The sequence below is a fragment of the Parasaccharibacter sp. TMW 2.1884 genome (assembly GCF_023337695.1).
In the GTDB taxonomy this organism is placed as follows: domain Bacteria; phylum Pseudomonadota; class Alphaproteobacteria; order Acetobacterales; family Acetobacteraceae; genus Bombella; species Bombella apis.
This window is the reverse complement of the sequence record NZ_QORR01000001.1, coordinates 29,035-54,267: the sequence shown is the minus strand read 5'-3', so window position 1 is coordinate 54,267 and position 25,233 is coordinate 29,035. Positions and strand designations below refer to the sequence as shown.

Sequence of the window (25,233 nt, the reverse complement as noted above, 5' to 3'; positions counted from 1 at the left end):
CGAACAGGGCCAGAGCCAGCGCAAACATCACACGCTTCATCACCGTGCCCCCATTCATCAAAGGAGTGTCCGCAGGAAACGCCGGGTTCCTGCCTCACGCGGGTTGGCGAACATCACATCGGGGTCGCCACTTTCCACAATCTGTCCAGCTTCCATGAACAGCACACGGTCCGAAGCCGCCCGGGCGAAACGCATGTCGTGCGTCACGACGAGCTGGGTCATGCCTTCTGCATCCAGCGCCCGCATGACGGACAGCACCTCTTCGGAAAGTTCCGGGTCCAGAGCGGATGTCGGCTCATCATACAGCATGACGGAAGGCTTCATCGCCAGAGCCCGGGCAATGGCCGCACGCTGCTGCTGCCCACCGGAGAGCCTGTCCGGGTAACGGTTCTTCACGGCGGCAAGGCCAACCTTCTCCAGCAGTTCGCAGGCAACATGCTTCGCCTGCGTCTCACTCATGCGTTTGACCTGCATGGGGGCCAGCATGACGTTCTCCAGCACCGTGCGATGTGGAAACAAGTTGAAGGACTGGAAGACCATGCCCACATGGCTGCGCAGACGGTGGGCCTGAACCTCGTCCGCACGACGCCATGAGCCCGTACTGGCCACGGTCACATCCTCAACCCGCACCTCTCCGGCATCAGGATGTTCCAGAAAATTGAGACAGCGGAGGAACGTTGATTTCCCACAGCCGGACGGCCCGATGATGGAAATCAGCTCCCCACGTTCCACTTCCAGAGAAATTCCCCGCAGAATTTCATTCCCGGCGAAAGACTTGGCGATACCGGTCGCCTTCAGCACCCAGTCAGTCAGTTCCGAACATCCTCCTGCACGCTACAACATGGACAACCATCCTGTAGTCATTCACCATGCGCTTTCTTAACCATAACCACCCTTCAAGCAAAACATCCTTTTCTGTATTTTCCACCCGGAAGGGCATATTTTTCTCCCGGACCTTCCCCAGGCCCCTTCCAGCTCCACATGAAACATCACCATGGCCTCCAGCACCTCATGCCCGCCTGCCTCTCCACCACAATCCCTTCTCCGGCTGGATCATGTCCGGCTGGAGCGGGCAGGACGCTGTCTGGTCCCTGATCTCTCCCTGAACCTCGCTACCGGTGATGCCCTACTCCTTACCGGGCCAAATGGTACGGGCAAATCATCACTTCTGCGGCTGATGGCAGGGCTGTGTCCCCCTGCTGGAGGCACAGTGACCCGCCGGGCCGACATTGCCTGGCTTGGCCCTGCTGACGCCCTGAAATCCACCCTGACGGTTGAGCAGAATCTCTGTCTCTTCATGCCTCATGGGACAGAAACCATCCATGCTGCCCTGAAGCGTCTGGCGCTGGCCCATCTTCTGGACTGCCCTGTCCGCCTGCTCTCGCTGGGGCAGAAACGTCGTGTAGCCCTGAGCCGCCTGCTGCTCCTTCCCGATGCCCGGCTGTGGCTGCTGGATGAGCCTGCCAATGGTCTGGATGCTGCCAGCCTTGCCCTGCTGGAGACCCTGCTGGCAGAGCATCGTGCCCGTGGGGGGGCCGTGGCCATTGCCTCCCATGCGCCACTATCCCTACCGGGCAGCCAGCACCTCACACCCGGCATGGTGGCACCATCCATCACGCCAGACCTGACCATGCAAACCCCGCCAGTGCATGAGGAGCCAGCCTCGAAAAAGACCCTTCATCCATTGCTCCTGCATCTGCGCCGGGAGCTGCATCTGGCCCGCCTGAACAGTGCCGAAACCGTAGGGGGGCTGCTGTTCCTGACAGTCTGCAGCACACTTTTCCCTCTTGCCCTCGGCCCCACCCCCGCCCTGCTCCAGCAGACCGGCCCGGCCATTCTGTGGGTCTGTACCCTGCTGGCCTCACTCCTGCCGCTGGAGCGCCTCTATGATGAAGATGCGGAAGACGGATCACTGGACATGCTCCAGATCACCCTGCACCCTGCCTTCATTGCGCTGGGGAAAATGTTCGCCCACTGGGTGACAGGTGGACTGCCCATCCTGCTGGCCACCCCTCTGCTGGCCCTGTTCTTCCAGCTGCCAGCCCATAACCTGACGGTGCTCATGCTCAGCCTTACTCTGGGCAGCCTGACCCTCTCTCTCACAGGGGGCATGACAGCGGCCATAACACTGGGAGCACGCCGCAACAGCCTTCTGCTCCCCGTGCTGACACTGCCGCTGATGACTCCTGGTCTCATCTTCGGCACACTGGCCTGCACCACCCCGACAGGAACAGCCTGTACGGCTAATCTGAGCCTTCTGGCGGCCCTTTTCCTTCTGGCCCTGCCGGGCTGCCCCCTCATCGCTGGAGCCAGCCTGAAAGAAGCACGGGGCTGACCATAAAAAAAGCCGCTCCCTGCTACGGGAACGGCTTTCTGAACGGACAGGCCGAAGCAGAAATCTTCAGGCTTTATCGGCCTGAAGTTTCGCCACGAAATTCTCCAGCCAGTGAATGGTATATTCACCCTTCTGGAACTCCGGGTCCGCCAGAATTTTCTGATGCAAAGGAATGACCGTCTTCACCCCCTCCACAACACACTCCGTCAGGGCCCGCTGCATGCGGCTGATGGCCAGCGCACGGGTGGGAGCATGAACGATCAGCTTGGCAATCATGCTGTCGTAATAGGGAGGCACCCTGTAACCGGCAAAGAGCGCACTGTCCATACGGACACCAAGACCACCGGGAGCATGGAACACCTTGACCGTCCCCGGGTTGGGCGCAAAGGTTTCCGGGTCCTCGGCGTTGATGCGGCACTCGATGGCATGGCCGTTCATCACGATGTCTTCCTGCCGGTAGCTCAGCTTTTCACCAGCGGCCACACGGATCTGCTCCCGCACGAGGTCCACATCGCAGACCATTTCCGTCACCGGATGTTCCACCTGAAGGCGGGTATTCATCTCAATGAAGCAGAACTGCCCGTCCTGATACAGGAACTCGAGCGTACCGGCATTGCGATACCCCATGCGTGACAGGGCATCCGTAACAGTTTTGCCAATCTCGTTGCGCTGCTCTGGCGTGATGACGGGGGAACCGGCTTCCTCCAGCAGCTTCTGGTGGCGACGCTGGAGGGAGCAGTCACGCTCCCCGAAATGCACGACATTGCCGTGCGTGTCACCCATGATCTGAAGCTCGATATGACGGGGCTTGTCGAGATATTTCTCCAGATAGACCTCGTCATTGCCAAAAGCGGCACGGGCTTCCGTCCGGGCCACGCTCCAGGCTTCCTCCAGCTCATCAGCGGTCTGGGCTACCTTCATGCCACGACCACCACCACCGGCAGCGGCCTTGATGAGCACCGGATACCCGACACGGGCCGCAACTTCCCGGGCCTCGTCCAGGCTCCGCAGGGCCCCGTCCGACCCGGGCACCAGCGGCACGCCGAGGGCCTCCATGGTCGTTTTGGCGGTGATCTTGTCACCCATCATGCGGATGTGCTCGGCTGTCGGGCCAATGAAGGCGATGCCGTGCTCCTCCACCGTTTCGGCGAATTCCGCATTTTCGGAAAGGAAGCCATAGCCCGGATGGATGGCCTCTGCTCCGGTGATGGTGGCGGCAGAAAGAATAGCCGCCACATTCAGGTAAGAATCACGGGAGCTTGGCGGCCCGATGCAGACAGCCTCATCGGCCAGACGCACATGCATGGCGTCAGCATCTGCCGTGGAATGCACCGCCACCGTCTTGATGCCCATCTCCCGGCAGGCGCGCAGCACCCGCAGGGCAATCTCGCCACGATTGGCTATCAGGATCTTGGAAAACATCACTCGATGATCGCCAATGTTGCCCCGAATTCAACCGGATCGCCAGATGCCACGCAGTAGCGGACCAGCTTGCCTGCACGCGGTGCCTTGATCTGGTTGAAGGTCTTCATCGCCTCGATGAGCATGATGGTCTGCCCGGCAGCGACCTGGCCTCCTTCCTGCACGAACGGAGGGGAGGAGGGGTCCGGTGTCAGATAGGCCACGCCCACCATCGGGCTGGGAACAGCGCCAGGATGGGATGACGGGTCTGCCGGGGCCACGGCCTCTTCCGCCACGGGGGCGGGAGCCGCAGCAGGAGCAGCGGCCACGGGAGCAGCCGCAGCCTGTACGGTCACATTCCGGGCAACACGAAGGCGGCTGTCGCCTTCGGAAACTTCAATCTCGGTCAGGCCTGTATCCGTCAGGATATCGGCCAGTGCCCGAATGGCCTCCTTGTCCACGAGCATACGGCTCATCCTTCATCCTCAATCATATCTGCCACCGCCTGGAGAGCATGGGCATACCCGCGTATCCCCAGCCCGCAGATGACTCCACGGGCTGCCTGTGAAACATACGTGTGATGACGAAATGCTTCCCGGCGATGAATGTTAGACATATGCACCTCAATCACTGGCAGCTCAACAGCCAGCAGCGCATCAAGCAAAGCAATCGATGTGTGCCCATAGGCCGCAGGATTTATGACAATACCGCTTGCACGGCCCCGGCATTCCTGCACCCATGACACAAGCTCCCCCTCGCCATTGGTCTGGCGGAAGTCGATCGTCACATCGAGCCGCTCCGCAGCCTGAAGGCACAGCTGCTCCACATCATCCAGTGTGGCTTCGCCGTAAATCTCAGGCTGCCGCAGCCCCAGCATATTCAGGTTCGGTCCGTTCAGGACAACAATAAGAGGTCGCTTCATCCGAACGGCTGATAGCACCTTCATCTTCATCAGGTAAAGCCACTTCTTTTACAGTCTGGCACCGCAATCTTCATATGTTATCCAATAGTTTACAATCATCTGGACGCCCACGCTGGCCCATCTGTTCAAGTTGTGACACACTCGGGATGACCATCAACAATATCCGTGGGTAACATGAAGGCAAACACACCTTTCCCTGCTTCCATGGAAGCTGTCGTCCCTCATGGGCGGAACAGGCGGTTCCCCTTCACAACCTCTACCCTGCCGTGTCTGATCATTCTTGCATGTCTGGGGCATGTCGCCTCCAGCCCATCCGCTCTGGCGGCCGGGATGTCATCAGACGTGGAGAAGACGGAAGAAGCTGCACTCCCTCCCACGCAAAGCGGGCTGGCCAGCTGGTATGGCGGCAAAAAGCTGATCGGAAAACGGACTGCCAGCGGCGAACGCTTCAGCCCCGATGCGCTGACGGCCGCCCATCCGTCCCTCCCTCTGGGAACGAAACTGCTGGTCCATTCATCCGTCACGGGCCGATCTGTCATCGTGAGGGTCAATGACCGCGGGCCAGCCGACAACGACCGCATCATCGACCTCTCACAGGGGGCTGCGGCCAGCCTGGGAATCATGAATCACGGTGTCAGCCACATCACCATAACGGTCCTTCCCCGCCGCCGCTCCCGTTTCCGCCACCCTACCGACATGCACGAGATTCTTCAGGACCAGGCCCGTCAGGCCGAAAAAATCGCACAGGACAGCCCGCTCCGGTAACCGGCAGCTCCTCAGTGATCCGCTGGCCTGACGGGGATTCCCATTTCCTTGCGGACGATCCGCCGGTAGCCCCGCTCCTCCAGCTCGGCATTCAGCACGGCGCCAAACAGCACGACATACGCACTGACAAAAAGCCACATCATGACAGCCGCCACGGCACCCAGTGGCCCATACGTCGTACCATAACTGGCAAAGTGCGAGACATACCACGAAAAACCAATGGACACGCCAACCCAGAGCAGGGTCGCCAGAAACGCACCGGGCAGGATCCAGCGCCATGATGTCATGCGCTCCCGGCACGGGGCGATACGATACAGCACGATCAGCGCCATGAAGACGAAACAGAGCATGATGGAAGGGGCCAGCCAGTGAACGAGAACGGGCGTGCCCTGCTCCACCAGAAAATGGAGCGATGGCGGCAGGCTATCTATCGTCACCCCCACATAACTCAGATAGCGTGGCAGATAATCCACGATGGCCGGAGCCGCCACCATGAGCGCCAACGTCAGGCAGGCCCCTATCACGGCCAGAAGAGTTGTGCCGAAGGCCAGAACCTGAAAATGCAGGAAACCACGAGTTTCCCTGGCATGATAGACGATGTTCAGGGCAGACAGGATGGACTTGCTGCTGGCCGTGACGGACCAGAGAGCCACCAGCAGGGAAAAAACCAGCCCCAGGGTCAGTGAGGACTGAGGCTGAGTCACCAGCGCATGGATCCTGTCGAAGATCATCTCATAGGCGGCAGGAGGGAGCATGTGCCTGACGACACGCAGCTGCTCTTCTGCCGTCTGTACGTCAAAAGCCAGCCCATAGACAGAGATCAGCGCCGTCAGGGCGGGAAACAGCGACAGGGTTGCAAAGAAGGCGCATCCCGCCGCACTGAGGGACGTCTGGCTGTCTCCGCTGTTGCTCAGGACCTGCCTGAACGTGGCCCAGAGGCCTTTTGGTGGTGGCGGAGGCTCCAATGGCATCTCGATCTTGTCGGGCACGGGGTGCGCTTTTCCTCTCCCTGCGAGGCCGTGACAGCAAGATCACGGCTCCATCATCACACTTTCTCCAGTTCAGCCTGAATACGGTTCCAGCGTTCGATATTGTTCTGGGCATCCCTGACAAAGGCGGATTTTTTCACCCCTCCAAGGAAAATACGCTGCATCAACCATCCCAGACCACGGGTAGGCCGCTCAAACTGAATGAACAGTATGCCACGCACCTCATCGGTGTTGTTCTGCACCGTATGCCGGTAGGTATCATCAAAGATGAACAGCCTGCCATCATCCCAGTGCAGCGTGTGATCTGCGACCTTGATCCAGCAATTATCACGATCTCGTGGAACCCCCAAGCCCTGATGTGCATTCAGCATCCCTTTGGTAACCCCTTTATGGGGTGGAATTTCCCCACCGGGCTCCAGAACAGAGAACAGGGCGGAACAGAGACCGGGAATCCCGGCCACAAGCTGGGCCGTAACAGGGGCCTTGGCACAATTCTCTGGAACAGGAATGCCGTAGCCGTACAGAAAAAATGACTTCCAGCGACTGTCCGGCGCAATGCGCTCATGATCGGGCGAAAGGTCACGCAGGGGCGGAATTTTCTCACGCTCAGCCATGATGGCCTGAAACTCTTTCTGCATCAGCGGGGCAGCCTTCTCCAGGGCCACCGCCCAAGGAAACAGGCCATTGTCCAGCAGAGGTGTATTGGGGACCAGTGACCCTCTGGCAATCAGGGCATTGAACAAGGGGCGCAGCGCCTTGCCAACCCGCACAAGAAAGGGGCGTTTTTTCTTATCATCATGACCTGCCGTCATCATGTCCTCCATTAGCAGAAAACACATCAAACCAGTCCACGCAGACGTTACACTGTTACCAGAACAGTTTTCTTAACTGAAAGTCACCCTATCGACATGGCATCTACCGGCCATGACTGACCCCACTCAACAACACACTGAATTTTAATAAAAATCCTTCCTGAACAGAGCGCTCCCTTCCCGTCCCCTCCTGCTGAATGGCTGGCTTGACATCACTTTTTTGTGATGAGAACCATACCCGGAAGCCACCCTTCAGTTTCCCCTTGCATTGAAAAAAAATCTGGGCATTGTCACGCACTCCACGCAGCAACGCACGTGCCACTGGCCCTCATGAGGTTACGCAACGACGTCAAGCGCTCTGGCCCCGTATCCCCTTGCCTGCAGGGGGCAGGCGGAATCCCGCCGGTCCGTTCGACCGTTTCGCAACATCTCCCCCGACCGGGGAGAATTTATAGGGGACGTGAGTATCATGACTCCCAGAATCGCCCGTTTTCTCACCGAACAAAAACCCGCCACCCCTTGCCTTGTCGTGGACCTGGACTGCGTACGCACGCAGTACCACGCCCTGCACGATGCCCTTCCCTCCGCCCGGATCCATTACGCCGTAAAGGCCAATCCGGCACCAGCGATCCTGAAGGAGCTGCATGCCCTCGGCTCGTTCTTCGACATCGCATCCCCCGGAGAGATCGACATCTGCCTGCAAGCAGGCATTCCGGCGCAGAAGCTTTCTTTCGGCCACACCGTCAAGACAGTGCGCTCCATTGCCTATGCCCATCAGAAAGGCCTGACACTCTATGCATTCGACTGCATGGAGGAGCTGGAAAAACTGGCAGAACACGCCCCCGGCTGTGAGGTTTTCTGTCGGCTGGGAGTTCTCAATACCGGGGCACAGTGGCCGCTCTCCCGCAAGTTTGGCACGACGCCGGAAAGCGCTTTTACCCTGTTGCAGAAAGCCCGTGAGCTGGGCCTGAAACCAGCTGGCCTGTCTTTCCATGTCGGTAGCCAGCAGACCAGCACGACAGCCTATGCCGACGCCATTGCTCAGGCTGCCGAAATCTGCCACCGCCTCCAGAAGCAGGGCATCACGCTGGACTTCATCAATATGGGCGGGGGCTTTCCAACCTATTACAACAGCCCCATCCCCAGCATCGACCAGTTCGGCACGACCATAACGGAGGCCATGGCAGCGCATTTCCCACAAGGGGCCCCCCGCATTCTGCTGGAGCCGGGCCGCTACATGGTTGGCAGTGCGGGAATCGTGCATACCGAGGTCGTGCTGGCCAGCAGGCGGGGCGGTGAGGACAACACTCCCCGCTGGGTCTATCTGGATATCGGCCGCTTTGGTGGTCTGGCGGAAACAGAAGGCGAATCCATCCGCTATGTCTTCCAGACACCCCATGACGACACCACGAGCAGCCGCTCACCCTGCATCCTGGCCGGGCCGACATGCGACAGCATGGACGTGCTATACGAGAAAAATCCCGTTCCCCTGCCAGAAGAGCTCAAGGCAGGAGACAGGATCAACATCCTCGCCACTGGTGCCTATGTGTCCACTTACTGCTCGACCGGGTTCAATGGCTTTCCACCACTGGATGAACATTACATCTGACCCTTCCGCAGGGCAGGAGACGACCATCCAGCATCAGCCAGCCCGTTACGGGCTGGCTGCATCAAGCGATTGCAGCGACACGAGCCGCCGATAGGCCCCGTCCTTCAGAGCCATCAGACTCTCGTGCGTGCCATCCTCAACGATCTGCCCCTGATGAAATACCAGAATCCTGTCCAGGTCACGCACGGTGGCCAGACGGTGCGCCACAACCAGTACGGTGCGTGTTTCCATCAGGCGGGTCATGGCCTCCTGCACCAGCATTTCTGATTCAGAATCGAGGCTTGCCGTGGCTTCATCAAAAATCACAATCGGCGCATCAACCAGAAAAGCCCGGGCAATCGCCACGCGCTGGCGCTCTCCCCCGGAGAGCTTCACGCCACGTTCACCAACCAGCGTCTCATACCCTTCGGCAAGACGGGTAATGAATCCATCAGCATTGGCAAGCCGTGCCGCCTGCTCGATCTCCTCCCGGGTGGCATCAGGCCGACCATAGGCAATGTTCTCAGCCAATGTTCGATGGAACAGCATGGGTTCCTGCGGGACAAGCGCAATCTGGCGCCGCAGGCTCTGCTGGGTGACGTAAGCAATATCCTGCCCATCAATCAGAATATTGCCACCATCCACATCATACAGACGCTGCAACAACCGTGTCAGCGTCGTCTTGCCCGACCCGGACGCCCCGACCAGGGCCACACGGCTCCCCGGTGCGATCCTCAGCGACAGCCCCTGATAGATCGGCTTTTCCTGGGATGGATACCGGAAACTCACATCCAGAAGGACAATCTCCCCCGCCGTCACCTCCAACGGAATGGCACCGGGGATATCCCGGATGGCCGGTTCGCTCGAGAACAGCCCGACGAGTTCTTCCATCTCATTGACCGACCGCTGAACCTGGCTCACCTGCTGCCCCAGATCCCGCAGATAACCCTGGATGAGGAACATCATCGTCAGCACATAGGCCACATCACCCGGCCCGGCCATACCACGCCACCAGAGCAGCACAGCCAGACCAATCATCACCACACGCATCAGCAGCGTATAGGACGCCTGAAAGTTGGCGCTGTTCGTCCCCCGATACCAGCTGTAATAGGTCTTGTCCGCCCACGTGCGGGCTACGGCATGGAGCTGCCGCTCCTCCCGTTCCTCCGCCCCGAAGCTCTTCACCACCGCATTGCAGGTAATGGCATCCCCCAGCACGGCCCCCATCCTGGAATCACAGGCGTTGGATATCCGGGCTGTTGGCGCCACATAACGCAGAGCCAGCCAGATGGACATGCAGGCAAACAGCCCGACCATCACGGCCAGCACCAGCCCCATGAGGGGCGCCCGCACCAGCAGGACCAGGGTCGTCCCCAGCAGGACCAGAACCTCTGGCGTAATGAGCAGGAGAAGCGTGTCATCCAGCGTATCAATGGCCCAGATTCCCCGGGTGATCCGCCGCACGGTAGAGCCCGCAAAATTGTTGGCGTGCCAGTCTGACGAGAAACGCTGCACCCGGGCGAAAGCATCATCCAGCACCCGGCGCATGACAGCAAGGCTGAGTTTGCTGATCCCCAGATAGGAAGACCGCCGGCCCATGACGCCCACCAGCCCCAGAACCAGCAGCCCGCTGACCATGAGCAGGGCATCATGCAGCAAAGCCTCCCGGCCACCAGCAGCCGATGAGGCAGATGTCGTCGTGGAAATATCACCCACCAGGCGACCAGCCAGAAGAGGAGTGCATATATCAGCTACCGTGGCCAAGGCCACACCGCCAAGCGTCCATGCCAGCATGGCAGGCTGGCCCAGCCAGCGCTTCACCACAAAAGCCAGTATCGCCCCAAAGGAGAGTTTCTTCATGCTGTCCCGTCCATCCCCATTCTCTGCCACGTCTGCCTTTTCCTCCTTCAAAACCTGTCAGACCACACCCGGCCCCTCCGCTTGAAGAAAAACCCGACTCCCCTTAGGAACGGACAGAGTTTTTCCCATAATGGCCGGACCCACCATACCCTCATGGCTTCTACCAGCACGCCCCGCACACGCTCGACCAGCTCCCAGCCCCGCATGAGCCTGAAGGCCGTCCGCGCCTTTCTGGCCGCGCTGGAAAAAGCACACCCGGACGCCCGCAGCGAGCTGATCTATCACAACACGTTCGAGCTGCTCGTCAGTGTCGTGCTTTCAGCACAGGCGACGGATGTTTCCGTCAACAAGGCCACCCGTGCCCTGTACGAAGAAGCCCCCGACCCTGCCAGCATGGCCGCACTGGGTGAGGAAGGCATCGCCAGACATATCCGCACCATAGGCCTCTGGCGCTCAAAAGCCCATAACGTGGCCCTGCTCTGCCAGCAGCTGCTGGAAAAACATGACGGGCAGGTCCCCGGAAGCCGGGAAGAGCTGGAAGCCCTGCCCGGCGTGGGTCGGAAAACAGCCAATGTCGTCCTCAACATCGCCTTCGACCAGCCAACCATGGCTGTCGATACCCATATTTTCCGCCTCGGCAACCGTACTGGCCTCGCACCGGGCAAGACCGTCCGTGCCGTGGAGGATGAGCTGGTCCGCCGCATCCCCAAAGAGATGCTCCGCCCTGCCCATCACTGGCTCATCCTGCATGGCCGCTATGTCTGTAAGGCCCGCACACCGGAATGCTGGCGCTGCCCCGTCACTGAATGGTGTCTCTACAGGGAAAAGAACAAAATACCCCCCAAGCGCTGAGCAGGCCACAAGCTTCTCCTCCCAAAAAGGCCTTCATATCAAGGCCTTTATTTTATCGTAAAAGTCTATAAAAGACCTTTTGTGTCTAATTTTACGATCAAACCATGAGATAGACCATGCCATCGCCTCGACTGGAAGAGACGGCCATCGTTTTTGGCACGAATGGCAAAGACCTCTGGGCCACGCTCTGTGCCATCCAGTCCGTCGTGGATCACAATCCCCGCACGAAGCTCGATTTCCACATCCTCCACACCAATGTGGCGCCAGCCCTCCAGCTCATCATCAGTGACCTGTTCCGAACAGAATACAGCCTGCTGACCTTTCACGATGTCGGACAGAAAGCCGCAGCCCTGCGCCTGCACACCCATCAACGATGGCGCAATGAATGTTTCTATCGCTGCTATCTCCCGGTGCTGTTCCGGGATGATGTCCATGTGCTCTGGCTGGACAGTGCCCTGCTCGTTACCGGACCATTGCCCCCCCTGCTGAACCGTTTTCCCCGGCAGGCCGCCATCGGTGCCGTGGCCGACCCTGTCGCCCAGATTCTCCGCCAGCATGAAGTGCCCATCCATACCCTGCTGGGCGATGCTCCCGCTGCCGGGCTGCCCGATGTCTCCCTGCCCGACTATACCCGCCAGCATCTCTCCCTTGCCCGGCCGGAAGACTACTTCAACAGCAGCATGATGCTGCTCCGCCCCCGGCTCATCTCACCGTCGCAGATAAACCGCTGCTTCACCCTTGCCACACGCCCCTATCTCTGCCCGGGGACAGACATCCTCAATCAGGTCTTCCACGACCATGTCCATCTCCTGCCCGAACGCTGGAACTTCCTGACTGGCAAGCTGACGGAAAATCTCTGCCTGCATCTCCCGGAACCATGGAAGAAACGCCGGGAAAGCGAACGGCTGAAACGCTGCATCATCCAGTTCCCCGAGGGGACCAAACCGTGGGAAGACCCGGCATTGCCTGGTGCCAGCCATTACCGGCGCCTCTCCGCTGCCCTGGAGCAGCGCCTCAGCCGCATTGCCCCGCCACTGATCCGTACATTGTGCGGGTCCTGATTCCCTTTCACTCAGCCGGAGCTGGTGGCAGGGGCACGACATTCTGGAACGCTCCTTCGCCGGTCCAGAGGCGATCCCCCTGCACCATTCTGTCCGACACGAGCCTGATACCACCCGCCCCCGTCCCATAAACGGCCCAGCTTCCTTCCCGCCGCAGATCAGCCGGGCCAAGCTGCCGGACAGACGGACAGAGAGGATGCTGTCCGCCCATACGTATCTCCAACACAACATCCCGGCATGATGCCTCTCCACCACGCTCCGGCCCGGCAACCCCACGCCACAAAACCAGCCGATCATTCCCAAGGCGTAGATGACAGAGACCTGCCGCACAGTCCGGCTGCCCCAGCCCTCTGACATTCCAGCCCAAGGCACGCTGCATCTCCTGTCGGACCAGCCCGCTACCAGGGCGCCCCTCCATCACCCTCATGGCCCCTTCCTGCCGGACAGCCAAAACGGCACCCTGCTCCACCAGCAGCATCACGGGCCGGTCCACCAGCCAGGGTGCTGAAAGCGCCACAGCCATCACACCCACGCCAGCAAACCGGCCCCATCCCCGCCACAGACACATCACGGTCAGCCCCAGCAGATACAGCCCCACCCCCCAGGCCGGAAAAGACGGCACCGGCAATGATGCAAACGGAGCCGCCGCCACACACCCTGCCAGCCAGCCGATACCCTTTATGCCCCACCCCATCACGTGCAGTGGCCCCGAAGAAAGGCCAAATGGCATCAGCAGCAGGGCCACAATCCCGGCAGGCATCACCCAGACACCCATCAAGGGGACTGCCAGAAGATTGGCCATGACAAACCATGGCTGGAAGGCGCCGAAATACGCCATGCTGAGCGGCAGGGTCGCCAGTCCGGCCAGCAGGGAGGTCAGAACAAGGGCCACCAGCAGAGCTGCCCCCCGCCGCCAGAGAGCCGGGGCCTGCTGCCCATGATGCCCTCCCAACCGGAACAGCCAGTTCCTCCATGATTCGTGACCCGCAATCAGAGCCATCACAGCTGCGAAAGACATCTGGAAGGAAACATCCAGCACCAGAACAGGAGACATCACCTCCAGCACCAGGCAGACCAGAGCCAGCCCCCGCATGGAAACGGCCCGCCGCCCCAGCAGCAGGGCCAACACGGCCAACCCCGCCATGCCCAGCGCTCTCAGCCCCGGCACATGCAACCCTGTCAGCACCACATAAACTACCCCGGCCCCAAAAGAGACCAGCATGGCAACCTCACGACAGGGCCAGTAGGCCGACAGGCGCTGCGACAGGCTGAGGCAACGTCTGACCGTGGCAAACACCAGCCCCATCACCAGCCCCAGATGCAGGCCCGCCACGGCCAGAAGATGCGCCAGCCCGGCAGCCGCATAGCTCTGCCTCGTCTCGGCAGAAAGACGGCCCGTTTCGCCACACAGCACGGCGGATGCCACCGCTCCCACCTGCCCCGGCAGGGCCGCTCCGATCATCCAGGCCATTGTCTGCCGCAGGTGGACCAGCCTGTCATCCAGACGGCCCACAACACCACCTGCCGGTGCAGCTCTCAGCGGCAAGGGCGGTGAGAGGGCCAGTCCCGCTCCGGCACGTCCAGCAAACCAGGCCGCACGCTGCCCATCATGCCCTCCTGGCCAGAGCGGTGGGGGCGGAGAGCGCAGAAGCGCCCGTATCCGCACAGGCTGGCCTGTCACCAACGCCATCAGGCCATCTTCCTGCCCCTCTCTGGGCAGAAAGGTGACAGTCACCCGCCGTTGCAGGGGCGCCATGCCATTCCACCATGGAGAGTCGAACACGGCCCCCTCCACCACCACATGCCAGCTGGGCTTCTGCCCTTCATGTCGGCCTGGAACAGGTTCCAGAGCCGCCAGCCGTCCTTCCAGCCAGACCGATTCCATGGGCAGGAGCGGCATGGGGGACTGCCGGACAGCCTGCCCCCAGGCCAGCAGAAACCCCAGGCCAATCGCCAGGAGGCCACTTCCCAGACAATGCCCCAACACCTGCCAGTGTGCCGCCTGTTCCGTCCCGGCCACCATCCAGCGGCAGCAGGCCAGCAACACCAGCCCCATGCCCACCAAACCACCCATCATCAGGCCTGTGCTCCACGCAGGTTCTGCCGGCAGGGCAAAATACCCCACAATGCCCAAGGCTACACCGACAGGCAGCCAGCAGGTCAGGCGACTGCCCTGACGGGCCAGCCCCGACGCTACCATCCTGAGTACAGCCTGCCCCATCATCCTCCGCTCTGCCGCCTCCTGCATCCACCCCTGGCCCGTCCATTCCACAAGTGCCGCTGCCTGTGATAAAGCCCATGATGACACATTGAAGTGGATGGCCCGACCCATCCCGGCATGTTATAAGGCCTGCTCATGAAGATCCGTACCCGTTTTGCCCCCTCGCCCACCGGCCTGCTCCATATCGGCAACGCCCGTGCTGCCCTGTTCAACTATCTCTTCGCCCGTCATCACGGTGGAGAATTTGTCCTGCGCATCGAGGATACAGACCGGGAACGCTCCACCCAGCACGCCGTGGACGTCATTTTTGATGGCCTGAAATGGATGGGACTGGACTGGGACGGAGAGCCTGTCTTCCAGGCCAGCCGGCAGGACCGTCATGCCGAGGTCGTGGCCCAGCTCATGGAAAAGGGCATGGCCTACCGCTGCTACTGCACGCCCGAAGAGCTGGCCGCCATGCGGGAGAAGGCCCGGGCCGAGAAACGCCCGCCCCGCTATGATGGCACATGGCGTGACCGTGACCCGTCCGAAGCCCCGGAAGGCGTGCCTTATGCCATCCGTCTCAAGGCCCCGAAAGAGGGTGAGACCATCATCAGGGACCATGTGCAGGGAGAGGTCCGTGTCGCCAATGTGGAGATGGATGACCTCATCCTGCTCCGTTCCGACGGGACACCGACCTATCTGCTCGCCGTGGTGGTGGATGACCACGACATGGGCATCACGCACGTCATGCGGGGTGACGACCACCTGACGAACACCTTCCGTCAGGCCATGATCTACCGGGCCATGGGCTGGGACCTTCCGGAGTTCGCCCATCTGCCCCTCATCCACGGGCCGGATGGAGCCAAGCTCTCCAAACGTCATGGTGCCCAGTCCGTCGTGGACTTCCGTGAGGAAGGCATCCTGCCGGAGGCCCTCTGCAACTATCTGCTGCGCCTCGGCTGGGGGCATGGCGATGCCGAGGTGCTGGACCGTGAGGAACAGATCAGGCTTTTCGACATGGACGGCATCGGCCGCTCTCCCTCCCGGATGGATTACGTCAAGCTCAGCCACCTCAACGGCATCTGGATGCGCCGTGCCGATGACGAGCGGCTGACGGCCCTTGTCATGCAGCGTCTGGAGCGACGTGATGACCTTGACCATGACGAGACGGTCCGTGCCCGTGTGCTTGCCCTCATGCCGGGGCTGAAGGAACGGGCAAAGACGGTCGTGGAGCTGGCCGACAACGCCGCCTTCGCCGGGCTGCGCCTGCCGCTGACCATCACCCCCAAGGCGGAAAAGCATCTGGGCGAGGAAGGCCGGAAGGTTCTCGCCGGGCTGGAGGAAAAACTCGCCGGGCTGGAACCTTTCACGACAGAAGGGATCGACAGCACGCTGCGGGCCTTCGCTGCCGAGCATGAGCTGAAACTGGGTGCCGTCGCCCAGCCGCTCCGTGCTGCCATGACAGGTACCACGACATCGCCCGGAATCGACCTCACGCTCGCCGCATTGGGCCGGGATGAGGTTCTCGCCCGCATCCGGAGTGTCCTGTCCGCATGAACCCCACACACCACACGCCCCATCTTCTCGGCATTGAAGGCATGACAGAAAAGGACATCACGCCTTTTCTGGACCTCGCCGAGAGCTATGCCCTGCTCAGCCGTTCCCGCAATGCACCACGGGACGTGCTACAGGGCCGTACCGTCATCAATCTCTTCTTTGAGGACAGCACGCGCACGCGCACCAGCTTCGAGCTGGCCGCCAAGCGGCTGGGTGCCGATGTGGTGAACATGACCGTCGCCACAAGCTCGGTCAACAAGGGCGAAACCCTGCTGGACACGGCCTCCACCCTCAACGCCATGCACTGCGACCTGCTGGTGGTCCGCCATGCCCAGAGCGGTGCCCCAGCCCTGCTCTCGCAGAAGGTCGAGGCCAGTGTCGTCAATGCCGGGGACGGGATGCACGAGCACCCCACGCAGGCCCTGCTGGACGGCCTGACCATCCGGCGGCATTTCGGCCGCCTCAGCGGGCTGAAAATCGCCATATGCGGCGACATCGCCCACAGCCGTGTGGCCCGGTCGGACATTCACCTCCTGCGGGCCATGGGCAACGACATCCATCTGGCAGGTCCCCCTACCCTGCTGCCCGGTGCCCTCGGCACGCTGAAAGGCGTCACCCTGCATCATGACATTGATGAGGCCCTGAAGGATGCGGACGTGGCCATGTGTCTCCGTGTCCAGCGGGAACGCATGGGCAGCGGCCTTGTCCCCAGCGCACGGGAATATTTCTCCCTCTTCGGGCTGGACCGCCGCCGCCTCGCTCTGGCCAAGCCAGGAGCCCTGGTGATGCATCCCGGCCCGATGAACCGGGGTGTTGAAATTGCCTCCGATGTCGCCGATTCACCACAGAGCGTCATTTCTGAACAGGTCGAGATGGGCGTGGCCGTCCGCATGGCTGTCCTCGACCGTCTTTCCCGCATGAAGAATCCCGCATGAGCAGCATCCTTTTTGAAAATGTCCGGCTGATTGACCCTGCCTCCGGGCGGGATGGCAAAGGGAGCCTTCTGGTCGAGAAAGGGCGCATTGCCGCCCTCGACCCAAAAGATGCTCCCAAGGCTGCCCGCATCGTGGATGGCAAAGGGGCCGTCCTCTGCCCCGGCCTCGTAGACATGCGGGCCAGCTTTGGCGAACCCGGAGCTGAATACCGGGAGAGCATTGATTCCGGTATTCAGGCTGCCGTGGCAGGAGGCATCACCTCCCTGGCCCTGCTTCCCGATACCGAGCCTGCCATCGACAACCCGGCACTCGTCCATTACATCCGCCGCCGTGGGGAAGAGACCGGTCTTGTCTCCATCTATCCCTATGGAGCCCTGACAAAAGGCTGCGCCGGAACGGACATGGCCGAAATCGGCCTGCTGAAAAAAGCCGGGGCCATCGGCTTCACCGACGGTGCCCGGGCCATTGCCGACACCAAGCAGATGCGCAACCTGCTGGCCTATTCCGGCTTTCTGGATACCGTCATTGTCCTCCACCCGGAAGATCCCTCCCTGGCCAAAGGGGGCTGCGCCACTGCCAGCCCGCAGGCCGTGAAAATGGGCCTGCCACAGATTCCCGCCTGCGCCGAGGCCATGATGATCGCCCGTGACCTTCGCCTTGCCGAACTGACGGGCGCACGCATCCATTTCGGGCATGTTTCCACCGGGGAAGCCCTCGGCCTGATTGCTGATGCCAAAAAGCGGGGCATCCGGGTCACCTGCGACACGGCACCGCCCTATTTCGCCATGACGGAGGCGGATATCGGGGATTTCCGCACCTACGCCAAGCTCTCCCCGCCGCTGCGGCTGGAAGCTGACCGGCAGGCCGTTCTGGCGGGTCTGGCAGACGGCACCATTGATGCCATCGCCTCCGATCACAGCCCGGCCGATGCGGATGACAAGCGTCTTCCCTTTGCCCAGGCCCGGGCTGGCGGGACCGGCCTCGTCACCCTGCTGGGTGTCACGCTTCAGGCTGGCCTGCCGCTGCTGGAGGCCCTGCGCCTGCTCACCGTGGCTCCGGCCCGTCTTCTGGGGCTGGAAGCCGGGACGCTGGCCGTCGGTGCCCCGGCAGACCTCTGCCTATTTGACCCGGAAGAAGAATGGACCGTCACCGCGGGCAGCCTGCCCGGCCGGGCACAGAATACCCCCTTTGATGGCCGAAACCTCAAAGGACGTGTCCTGCGGACCTTCCGTCAGGGTCGCGAAGTCTTCACTGCCAAAGGTCTCCCTGCATGAGCGGCATCCTGACCTGGTCCCTCATGCCCCCCAGCCTGCCTGTCATCGCTCTGGGGGCCTATCTTCTGGGGAGCATCCCTTTCGGCCTCCTGCTTACCGCACTCAGTGGGCAGGGTGACATCCGGCGCATCGGTTCCGGCAACATCGGGGCCACCAACGTGCTGCGGACAGGCCGCAAAGGCCTCGCTGCGGCAACCCTGCTTCTGGATGCCTTCAAGGGGCTTCTGGCCGTCCTGCTGGCGGAGGCCCTCTCCCCTCACGACACGGCCCTGTGCCTCTCCGTAGCAGGGTGTGCCGCTGTCGTGGGGCACTGCTTCCCCATATGGCTCAGGTTTCGTGGCGGCAAGGGCGTTGCTACAGGCATCGGTGTTTTCTGGGGCATGTGCTGGCCGGTCGGGCTGCTCTGCACCCTGCTCTGGCTGGCTGGTGTCCGTCTGAGCAGGATTTCTTCCGTGGGGGCGCTTCTGGCTTTTCTGGCAGCACCGTTCCTGATGGTGGCCTTCTCTCTGGCACCCATCATGTCGGCCCGTCCCATTGCAGCAGCATGCATCACCCTGCTGATCCTCCTGCGCCATTACGGCAACATTGCCCGCCTCTGTAGCGGAACGGAACCCCGTGTCGGACAGAAATGAGCCAGCTGCATTATCAGAAGCCAACCTGACAGCAACGGAACGTCTGGCTCGATTGCGGCTGGCCCGCACAAAGGGCATTGGCAACGCCACATTCAGCCGGTTGATGGGCCTTTACGGCACGGCAGAGCAGGCCATTGCAGCGCTGCCTGCCCGTGCCCGCCTTTCCGGCCGTCCGGCGCCAGCCATTCCCTCCGCATCCCGCATGGAAGACGAAATTGCCTGGCTGGGAAAACGGGGAGGCCACCATCTGCTACGCTCCGACCCTGCCTATCCCCGCCTGCTGGCCGGACTGCCGAATGCTCCCGTACTTCTATTCACCCAAGGCAATACAGACCTGCTCTCCACACCTTCCCTGGCCATTGTCGGGGCCCGCAAGGCCTCCAATCCGGCCCTGAAACTGACAGAGGAATTCGCCGCCGGTCTGGCAGAAGCCGGCCTGACTGTCGTTTCCGGTCTGGCCCGTGGAGTTGATGGAGCGGCCCACCGGGGAGCCCTGCCCTCTGGACGGACCATCGCCGCCCTGCCCGGCGGGCTGGACATTACCTACCCTCCCGAACATGCAGGCTTGCAGGCCGCCATAGCCCAGCAGGGCTGCCTGATTACGGAATATCCTCCCGGCATGCCGGCCAATGCCCGCCATTTTCCACGGCGCAACCTTCTCATTGCCGGTCTGGCCCGTGGCTGCCTGCTGGTTGAGGCAGCCAGACGCTCCGGCACACTCATCACGGCCCGACTCGCTGCAACCTTCCAGCGTCTGCTCTTTGCCGTGCCTGGCTTTCCCGGCGATCCACGCTCCAGTGGCGGGAATGACCTGCTGAAACAGAATCAGGCCATACTGGTCGAGCAGGTTCAGGACATCCTGTCCGCCCTGGCAGACACGCCCTCACCAGACCCCGGACTGGCCCCATGGAGCAGGCCTCCCTCACGCCAGCCATCCCTTTTCACACCCACTGAAAAAGTACCGACCGCCCCGCCAGCTGCCCCCCGGAAAGCCCCTGCGGCCAGTCAATCATTACCGGAATCTGACGAAAAAAATATTCTCTCCCTGCTGGCGCATACCCCCTCCACTGTTGACGAGATTGCATCACGCTGTCAGTTGTCCATCTCAGCAGTTGCGGCAATACTCATCGAGCTGGAAATGAACGGAGCTGTCCAACGCCACGACGATGGGCAGATCACACTTCCCAGCTAGCGGGCATCGGCCAGACAGCCTTACCACCAGGACACCAGAGACCGGGAAAGACTCATGGCAGTGAAGAATGTTGTGGTTGTAGAAAGCCCTGCCAAGGCAAAGACCATCAACCGTTATCTCGGCAGCGATTATACCGTCATCGCCTCCTTCGGCCATGTGCGGGACCTTCCTCCCAAGGATGGAAGCGTGCGCCCTGACGAGAATTTCGCCATGTCGTGGCAGACCGATGATCGTGGCTCGAAACAGATTGCCACCATTGCCAAGGCTCTCAAAGGGGCCAGCAAACTGATTCTCGCCACCGACCCGGACAGAGAAGGTGAGGCCATCTCGTGGCATGTCCGCAGTGCCCTCGAGGAAAAAAAGCTCCTCAAGGATATTGAGGTCGAGCGGGTCACCTTCAACGAGATCACCAAAAACGCCATCGCTGCGGCCATGAAGGCCCCCCGTACGCTGGACCGCCCCCTGATTGATGCCTATCTGGCCCGCCGTGCGCTGGACTATCTGGTCGGCTTCACCCTGTCTCCCGTTCTCTGGCGCAAACTGCCGGGCAGCCGCAGTGCAGGGCGTGTGCAGTCTGTCGCCCTGCGGCTGATCTGCGAACGGGAAGCGGAAATCGAGGCCTTCAAACCCCGGGAATACTGGAGTGTGGAAGGTCTCTTCACAACTCCCGCCAAGGCGGACTTCACCGCAAAACTGACCCATCTTGAAGGCAGAAAACTCGACCAGTTCGCCCTGACCAATGAGGACATGGCCCACAGGGCCCGTGATCTGGTCCGCTCCTCCGCCCTCAGCGTACGGAAGATCGAGCGGAAGCGGACACGCCGCAATCCGGCACCGCCTTTCACCACCTCCACCCTCCAGCAGGAAGCCTCCCGCAAGCTGGGCATGAGTGCACAGACCACCATGCGCACCGCCCAGCAGCTTTATGAGGGTGTGGACCTGAATGGCGAGACGTTCGGCCTGATCACCTACATGCGTACCGATGGCGTCACCATGGCCTCGGAGGCCGTGCAGGCCATCCGCTCCCATATCAGCTCATCCTTTGGCAAAGATTACTGCCCGGGCAAGCCACGCTCCTACACCACGAAGGCAAAAAACGCACAGGAAGCCCACGAGGCCATCCGCCCTACCGATGTGTCCCGTACACCTTCTTCTGTCGCCTCCGTGCTCACGGCGGACCAGAAACGCCTTTATGAGCTGATCTGGAAGCGCTCCGTTGCTTCACAGATGCAGTCTGCCGAGCTGGACCAGACAGCCGTCACCATCGGTGATGAACAGGAGCAGACCCTGCTGCGGGCCACCGGCTCCATCATCGCCTTTGACGGCTTTCTGAAGCTCTATATCGAAGGCCATGATGACAAGGAAAAAGGCGGGGATGATGACCAGAACCGCCTTCTCCCCGCCATGAAGGAAGGCGACCAGCTGGGCACGAAGGACGTGACAGCCGAACAGCACTTCACCCAGCCACCTCCCCGCTATTCCGAAGCATCACTGGTCAAGAAGATGGAAGAAATCGGCATCGGACGGCCTTCCACCTATGCCTCCATCCTCAGCGTCCTGCGGGACCGCAATTATGTGCGCCTTGATGCCCGACGCTTCGTGCCGGAAGACAGGGGGCGGCTGGTCACGGCTTTTCTCACCTCTTTCTTCCAGCGTTATGTGGATACGGGCTTCACAGCCTCGCTGGAGACGCAGCTGGATGACATCTCGGATGGCCGGGCTGACTGGCATGATGTCATGTCCGCCTTCTGGAACGACTTCTCGGCCACGGTTGCCAAGACAAAAGACCTGAAAATCTCTGATGTCATTGAGGCGCTGGACCAGGACCTCGGCAACCATTTCTTCCCACCCCGACCGGATGGCAGTGATCCACGCAGCTGCCCGTCCTGCACTGATGGACGGCTGGGCCTCAAGCTGGGGCGGCATGGAGCCTTCCTGGGATGCTCCAACTATCCGGAGTGCCGTGTCACCCGCCCCCTGGCGGTTGATAATGGCGAGGAGACTGCCCTACCGGACGGTATGCGCCTGCTTGGCCATGACCCTGCCACGGGCGAGGACATCACCCTCCGTCGTGGGCCTTACGGGCTGTATGTCCAGCGTGGCGAGCCGGACCCTGAAGACAGGAAGGCCAAACCAAAACGGGCCACCATCCCCAAGGACCGTAACGGCGAAACGCTCACCCTTGAGGAAGCCATCGGCCTTCTCTCCCTCCCCCGTGAGGTTGGCCCCCACCCGGAAACGGGCGAGATGATCACGGCCGGTCTTGGCCGTTTCGGACCGTTCGTCAAGATGGGCAGCATCTACGGCACGCTCAGCAAGGATGATGACGTGCTGACCATCGGCCTGAACCGGGCCGTTGATGCTCTGGCCAAAAAGCTGGCTTCCATCCGCACGTTGGGTACGCACCCCAAGGATGGTGAGGTCGTCATGGTCCGCAAGGGACGTTTTGGTCCCTATGTGCAGCATGGCCAGACCATTGCCACTCTCCCCAAAGGGGACTCGATGGATGACGTCACGCTGGAAGAGGCCCTCACCCTGCTGGATGAAAAAGGCAAACCGCTGAAAGGTGGCCGCAAGACAACCACGAAAAAAACGGCCGCCAAAAAGACCACGACCAGAAAAACCACTACGGCGAAGAGCACGACCAGAAAAACGGCCACCAAAAAGGCAGCGACAGGGAAGGCAACCAGCAGAGCCAAAACGACAAAAAGCGGAACCACAAAAACCGGCAGCCGCAGCAAAACCTCACCAGAGGCGCCCATCAGCAAGGATGACCTTCCTTTCTGATTTCCCTTCTTCCATGAATGCGGCATAATAGCGGGGGATGTGTCTTCCATGATGGCACGCCCCCGGCCCGCGACGGGCACGATCCGCCCTGCCCGGCCTCTGTCCCCGAAAGAAACCATGTGACAGTGTCCCGGCTTTTCATCTTCCCTTTTTCTTACCAGTCCGGTCCATCGCCTTCATGATGCCAGTTCGCCTCCTGCGTCCCGTCTGCACAGCCTTCACCGGGGTTGCCCTGTCCGGCGTGCTGACAGTCGGCTCTGCCATCGCCCAGCCTGTTCAGGCCCATCCTTTCTGGAACCGGCTGCTCCACCATTTTGCCGGCCGCCCTGGAGCACCCTCCTCCACCCCGGTCGGATCCATCACCACCACAACATCCCAACCCGCAGGGACAGGCAGCTCCTCCCGACCCACCCCCGTCCCCACCGCTCCGGCTCTCCCGGAATTCACGGATGAAGACCGGCTGGCAGAGCTGACATTATCAACCGCCCTTACATTCATGCTTCCCCGGACGCTGACCCCGCACACACCGCAGGAACTCTGCCTCTGGGGGATGCAGGCCCTGCTGGAAGTCCCCCAGCCTTTACAACAGCCGGACCATGGGCAGGCGCCATCATCCAGCTTCACCCTCGCCGTCCAGCCCGGAACCATGTTCAGCCCGGCTCACATGAGCCTGCTCCATGACAGGCACCCTCTGCTGTCTGTCCGGACACCCGGCAAGGACGACGTGACCGGCTGGAGCCATCTGAGCCTCCAGCTCATCACGCTCCTGCGACGTGATGTGCCATCCTACCAGCTCATGAATGATGAAACCCTGCTGAGCCGTTTTCTCAATGGCCTTCTGGCCAGGCTGGACCCCTATTCCCGCTATCAGTCTCCTCCACCGCCGCCCAGCCAGTCTGATGCCGTCACCCCTGCCCAGCCCCCACCCGAACCCGCAGCAAGCGTCGGGCTGACCCTCCGCCGGACACGAGCCCATTTCCCTGTCGTGGCGGCCCTCAACCTCGACAGCCCTCTGTGGGATGCCGGAATCATACCGGGAGACAGCCTGACCAGCCTCGACCACCAGAGCACACGCCAGATGGCCCTGCCCGCCCTCCAGGCCATGCTGACTGGCCCTGCTGGCAGTACGGTGGAGCTGGAATTCCGCACCCAGGACGGACATCATCTCATCAGGAATTTCACCCGTGGGCGCATGGCAGAAGAAAGTGTCTTCCCTGAACAGGCCGGGCGGTTCCCCATCCTGCGGGTCACCCATTTTTCCAGCCGGACGGCCGAAGAAGTCAGCCAGTATCTTTCCACGCTCCTGCCAGAAACACCCCCAAATAGCAGTCTGCCCCACCCTCCAGACGGCCGGACCCCACCAGCGCCCACCCTGCCCGGCCTCGTGCTGGACCTGCGCGGGAACCATGGAGGAATCCTGCAACAGGCGGTCATGACGGCGGCGCTCTTCCTCGACCACGGCGTGATCGCCACGACCGAAGGACGGGCGGCGGAGGCCAATCACGTCTGGAGCATCCAGGGCGGGGATCTGACCAACAATACCCCGCTGGCCCTGCTGGTTGACCAGGATACGGGCAGTGCAGCCGAAGTTCTGGCAGCAGCGCTGGCCGACCAGCAAAGGGCCGTTGTGACCGGCAGCAGCACCTTTGGCAAAGGCATGGTCCAGATTTCTTCCACCCTGCCCAACGGGGGGCACCTGTCCCTGACATGGGCACACATCACCGCTCCCCAAGGCTGGGCCCTGCAGGACCTTGGTGTCCTGCCCCAGCTCTGCACAAGCCCCCAGGGACAGTTTTCCCTCCGGGACCAGCTGGCAGCGCTTCGTGCTGACCAGTCCCTCATGACCGATGCCCTGCGCCAGTCCCGCCTCATCCACACAGACAGCCCGGAGGCGGCACGGCGTGCCCTGCGACAGGTCTGCCCCCCTGCCGCTGCCAGCCCGACCGACATCTCCGCCGCTCTGGCACTTTTCATCATCCCCCACACCTATCGTGCTGCCCTCCTGCATCTGCCGGACAACACGGCAATTCACCCGGCGGCCAACACCACCCCATGACGACTATGCACC

20 protein-coding genes and 1 pseudogene are annotated in these 25,233 nt (G+C 61.5%); 13 read left to right on the top strand and 8 right to left on the bottom strand.

All coding sequences use genetic code 11. The features are described from left to right. Positions 1-57: 57 nt before the first annotated feature. On the bottom strand, positions 58-801 hold the full coding sequence (locus DTI93_RS00300) for an amino acid ABC transporter ATP-binding protein (protein WP_052349171.1): 744 nt from the start codon (positions 799-801) through the stop codon (positions 58-60). A gap of 193 nt (positions 802-994) precedes the next feature. Between DTI93_RS00300 and ccmA the strand changes: the two are divergent. Beyond that, a pseudogene (gene ccmA, locus DTI93_RS00295) lies at positions 995-1,576 on the top strand (heme ABC exporter ATP-binding protein CcmA); the annotation flags it as partial. Between the two features lie 54 nt (positions 1,577-1,630). Then, positions 1,631-2,335, top strand: coding sequence for a heme exporter protein CcmB (gene ccmB, locus DTI93_RS00290; protein ID WP_249079718.1), 705 nt, complete (start codon positions 1,631-1,633; stop codon positions 2,333-2,335). A 66-nt stretch (positions 2,336-2,401) separates the two neighbouring features. Here the strand turns inward: ccmB and accC are convergent, their stop codons facing one another. The 3 genes from accC to aroQ are packed head-to-tail and all read right to left on the bottom strand — an operon-like array spanning position 2,402 to position 4,658. After that, positions 2,402-3,757, bottom strand: a complete 1,356-nt coding sequence (accC, locus tag DTI93_RS00285) for an acetyl-CoA carboxylase biotin carboxylase subunit (protein ID WP_043560997.1) — start codon at positions 3,755-3,757, stop codon at positions 2,402-2,404. Beyond that, on the bottom strand, positions 3,757-4,212 hold the full coding sequence (locus tag DTI93_RS00280) for an acetyl-CoA carboxylase biotin carboxyl carrier protein subunit (RefSeq protein WP_043560999.1): 456 nt from the start codon (positions 4,210-4,212) through the stop codon (positions 3,757-3,759). The genes accC and DTI93_RS00280 overlap by 1 nt, the downstream gene beginning before the upstream one ends. Then, on the bottom strand, positions 4,209-4,658 hold the full coding sequence (gene aroQ, locus DTI93_RS00275) for a type II 3-dehydroquinate dehydratase (RefSeq protein ID WP_043561671.1): 450 nt from the start codon (positions 4,656-4,658) through the stop codon (positions 4,209-4,211). Before aroQ ends, DTI93_RS00280 begins: the two co-directional genes overlap by 4 nt. A gap of 174 nt (positions 4,659-4,832) precedes the next feature. Between aroQ and DTI93_RS00270 the strand changes: the two genes are divergently transcribed. Next, complete coding sequence (locus DTI93_RS00270) at positions 4,833-5,423, top strand: septal ring lytic transglycosylase RlpA family protein (protein WP_086431804.1); 591 nt, start codon at positions 4,833-4,835, stop codon at positions 5,421-5,423. 11 nt (positions 5,424-5,434) lie between these two features. On the opposite strand, the gene DTI93_RS00265 is transcribed toward DTI93_RS00270, so the two are convergent. Both DTI93_RS00265 and DTI93_RS00260 read right to left on the bottom strand, forming a co-directional pair. Further along, on the bottom strand, positions 5,435-6,412 hold the full coding sequence (locus DTI93_RS00265; protein WP_227449777.1) for a YihY/virulence factor BrkB family protein: 978 nt from the start codon (positions 6,410-6,412) through the stop codon (positions 5,435-5,437). 56 nt (positions 6,413-6,468) lie between these two features. Next, a complete protein-coding gene (locus DTI93_RS00260) occupies positions 6,469-7,227 on the bottom strand; it encodes an aspartyl/asparaginyl beta-hydroxylase domain-containing protein (protein ID WP_232317268.1) in 759 nt (252 codons plus the stop codon). A gap of 466 nt (positions 7,228-7,693) precedes the next feature. On the opposite strand from DTI93_RS00260, the gene DTI93_RS00255 reads away from it, so the two are divergent. After that, complete coding sequence (locus tag DTI93_RS00255; RefSeq protein ID WP_043561002.1) at positions 7,694-8,833, top strand: type III PLP-dependent enzyme; 1,140 nt, start codon at positions 7,694-7,696, stop codon at positions 8,831-8,833. 45 nt (positions 8,834-8,878) lie between these two features. Here the strand turns inward: DTI93_RS00255 and DTI93_RS00250 are convergent, their stop codons facing one another. Continuing rightward, positions 8,879-10,672, bottom strand: a complete 1,794-nt coding sequence (locus DTI93_RS00250; protein WP_192848641.1) for an ABC transporter ATP-binding protein — start codon at positions 10,670-10,672, stop codon at positions 8,879-8,881. Between the two features lie 153 nt (positions 10,673-10,825). Between DTI93_RS00250 and nth the strand changes: the two genes are divergently transcribed. Continuing rightward, positions 10,826-11,524 carry an endonuclease III gene (nth, locus tag DTI93_RS00245; protein ID WP_373364563.1) on the top strand — a complete coding sequence of 233 codons (699 nt, stop codon included), beginning with the start codon at positions 10,826-10,828 and terminating at the stop codon, positions 11,522-11,524. 116 nt (positions 11,525-11,640) lie between these two features. Continuing rightward, positions 11,641-12,585 (top strand): glycosyltransferase, encoded by a 945-nt coding sequence (locus DTI93_RS00240; RefSeq protein ID WP_043561007.1) that lies wholly within the window; start codon positions 11,641-11,643, stop codon positions 12,583-12,585. A gap of 7 nt (positions 12,586-12,592) precedes the next feature. Here DTI93_RS00240 and DTI93_RS09530 read toward each other — a convergent pair whose 3' ends face one another. Continuing rightward, positions 12,593-14,857 (bottom strand): ComEC/Rec2 family competence protein, encoded by a 2,265-nt coding sequence (locus DTI93_RS09530; protein WP_249079272.1) that lies wholly within the window; start codon positions 14,855-14,857, stop codon positions 12,593-12,595. An 84-nt stretch (positions 14,858-14,941) separates the two neighbouring features. Here DTI93_RS09530 and gltX point away from each other — a divergent pair, with 84 nt between their 5' ends. The 7 genes from gltX (at position 14,942) to DTI93_RS00200 (ending at position 25,221) form a co-directional block, all read left to right on the top strand. Further along, a complete protein-coding gene (gltX, locus tag DTI93_RS00230; RefSeq protein WP_249079271.1) occupies positions 14,942-16,345 on the top strand; it encodes a glutamate--tRNA ligase in 1,404 nt (467 codons plus the stop codon). Further along, on the top strand, positions 16,342-17,280 hold the full coding sequence (locus DTI93_RS00225) for an aspartate carbamoyltransferase catalytic subunit (RefSeq protein WP_249079269.1): 939 nt from the start codon (positions 16,342-16,344) through the stop codon (positions 17,278-17,280). The genes gltX and DTI93_RS00225 overlap by 4 nt, the downstream gene beginning before the upstream one ends. Further along, complete coding sequence (locus DTI93_RS00220; protein WP_103765816.1) at positions 17,277-18,554, top strand: dihydroorotase family protein; 1,278 nt, start codon at positions 17,277-17,279, stop codon at positions 18,552-18,554. The genes DTI93_RS00225 and DTI93_RS00220 overlap by 4 nt, the downstream gene beginning before the upstream one ends. Continuing rightward, positions 18,551-19,186 carry a glycerol-3-phosphate 1-O-acyltransferase PlsY gene (gene plsY, locus DTI93_RS00215; protein WP_043561018.1) on the top strand — a complete coding sequence of 212 codons (636 nt, stop codon included), beginning with the start codon at positions 18,551-18,553 and terminating at the stop codon, positions 19,184-19,186. The genes DTI93_RS00220 and plsY overlap by 4 nt, the downstream gene beginning before the upstream one ends. Beyond that, a complete protein-coding gene (gene dprA, locus DTI93_RS00210; protein ID WP_248460359.1) occupies positions 19,170-20,378 on the top strand; it encodes a DNA-processing protein DprA in 1,209 nt (402 codons plus the stop codon). Before plsY ends, dprA begins: the two co-directional genes overlap by 17 nt. A gap of 60 nt (positions 20,379-20,438) precedes the next feature. After that, the gene (topA, locus tag DTI93_RS00205; RefSeq protein ID WP_249079716.1) at positions 20,439-23,165 is read left to right on the top strand and encodes a type I DNA topoisomerase; all 2,727 of its coding nucleotides are present in this window, start codon (positions 20,439-20,441) and stop codon (positions 23,163-23,165) included. Between the two features lie 178 nt (positions 23,166-23,343). Further along, the gene (locus tag DTI93_RS00200; RefSeq protein WP_249079267.1) at positions 23,344-25,221 is read left to right on the top strand and encodes a S41 family peptidase; all 1,878 of its coding nucleotides are present in this window, start codon (positions 23,344-23,346) and stop codon (positions 25,219-25,221) included. The last annotated feature ends 12 nt before the right edge of the window (positions 25,222-25,233 follow it).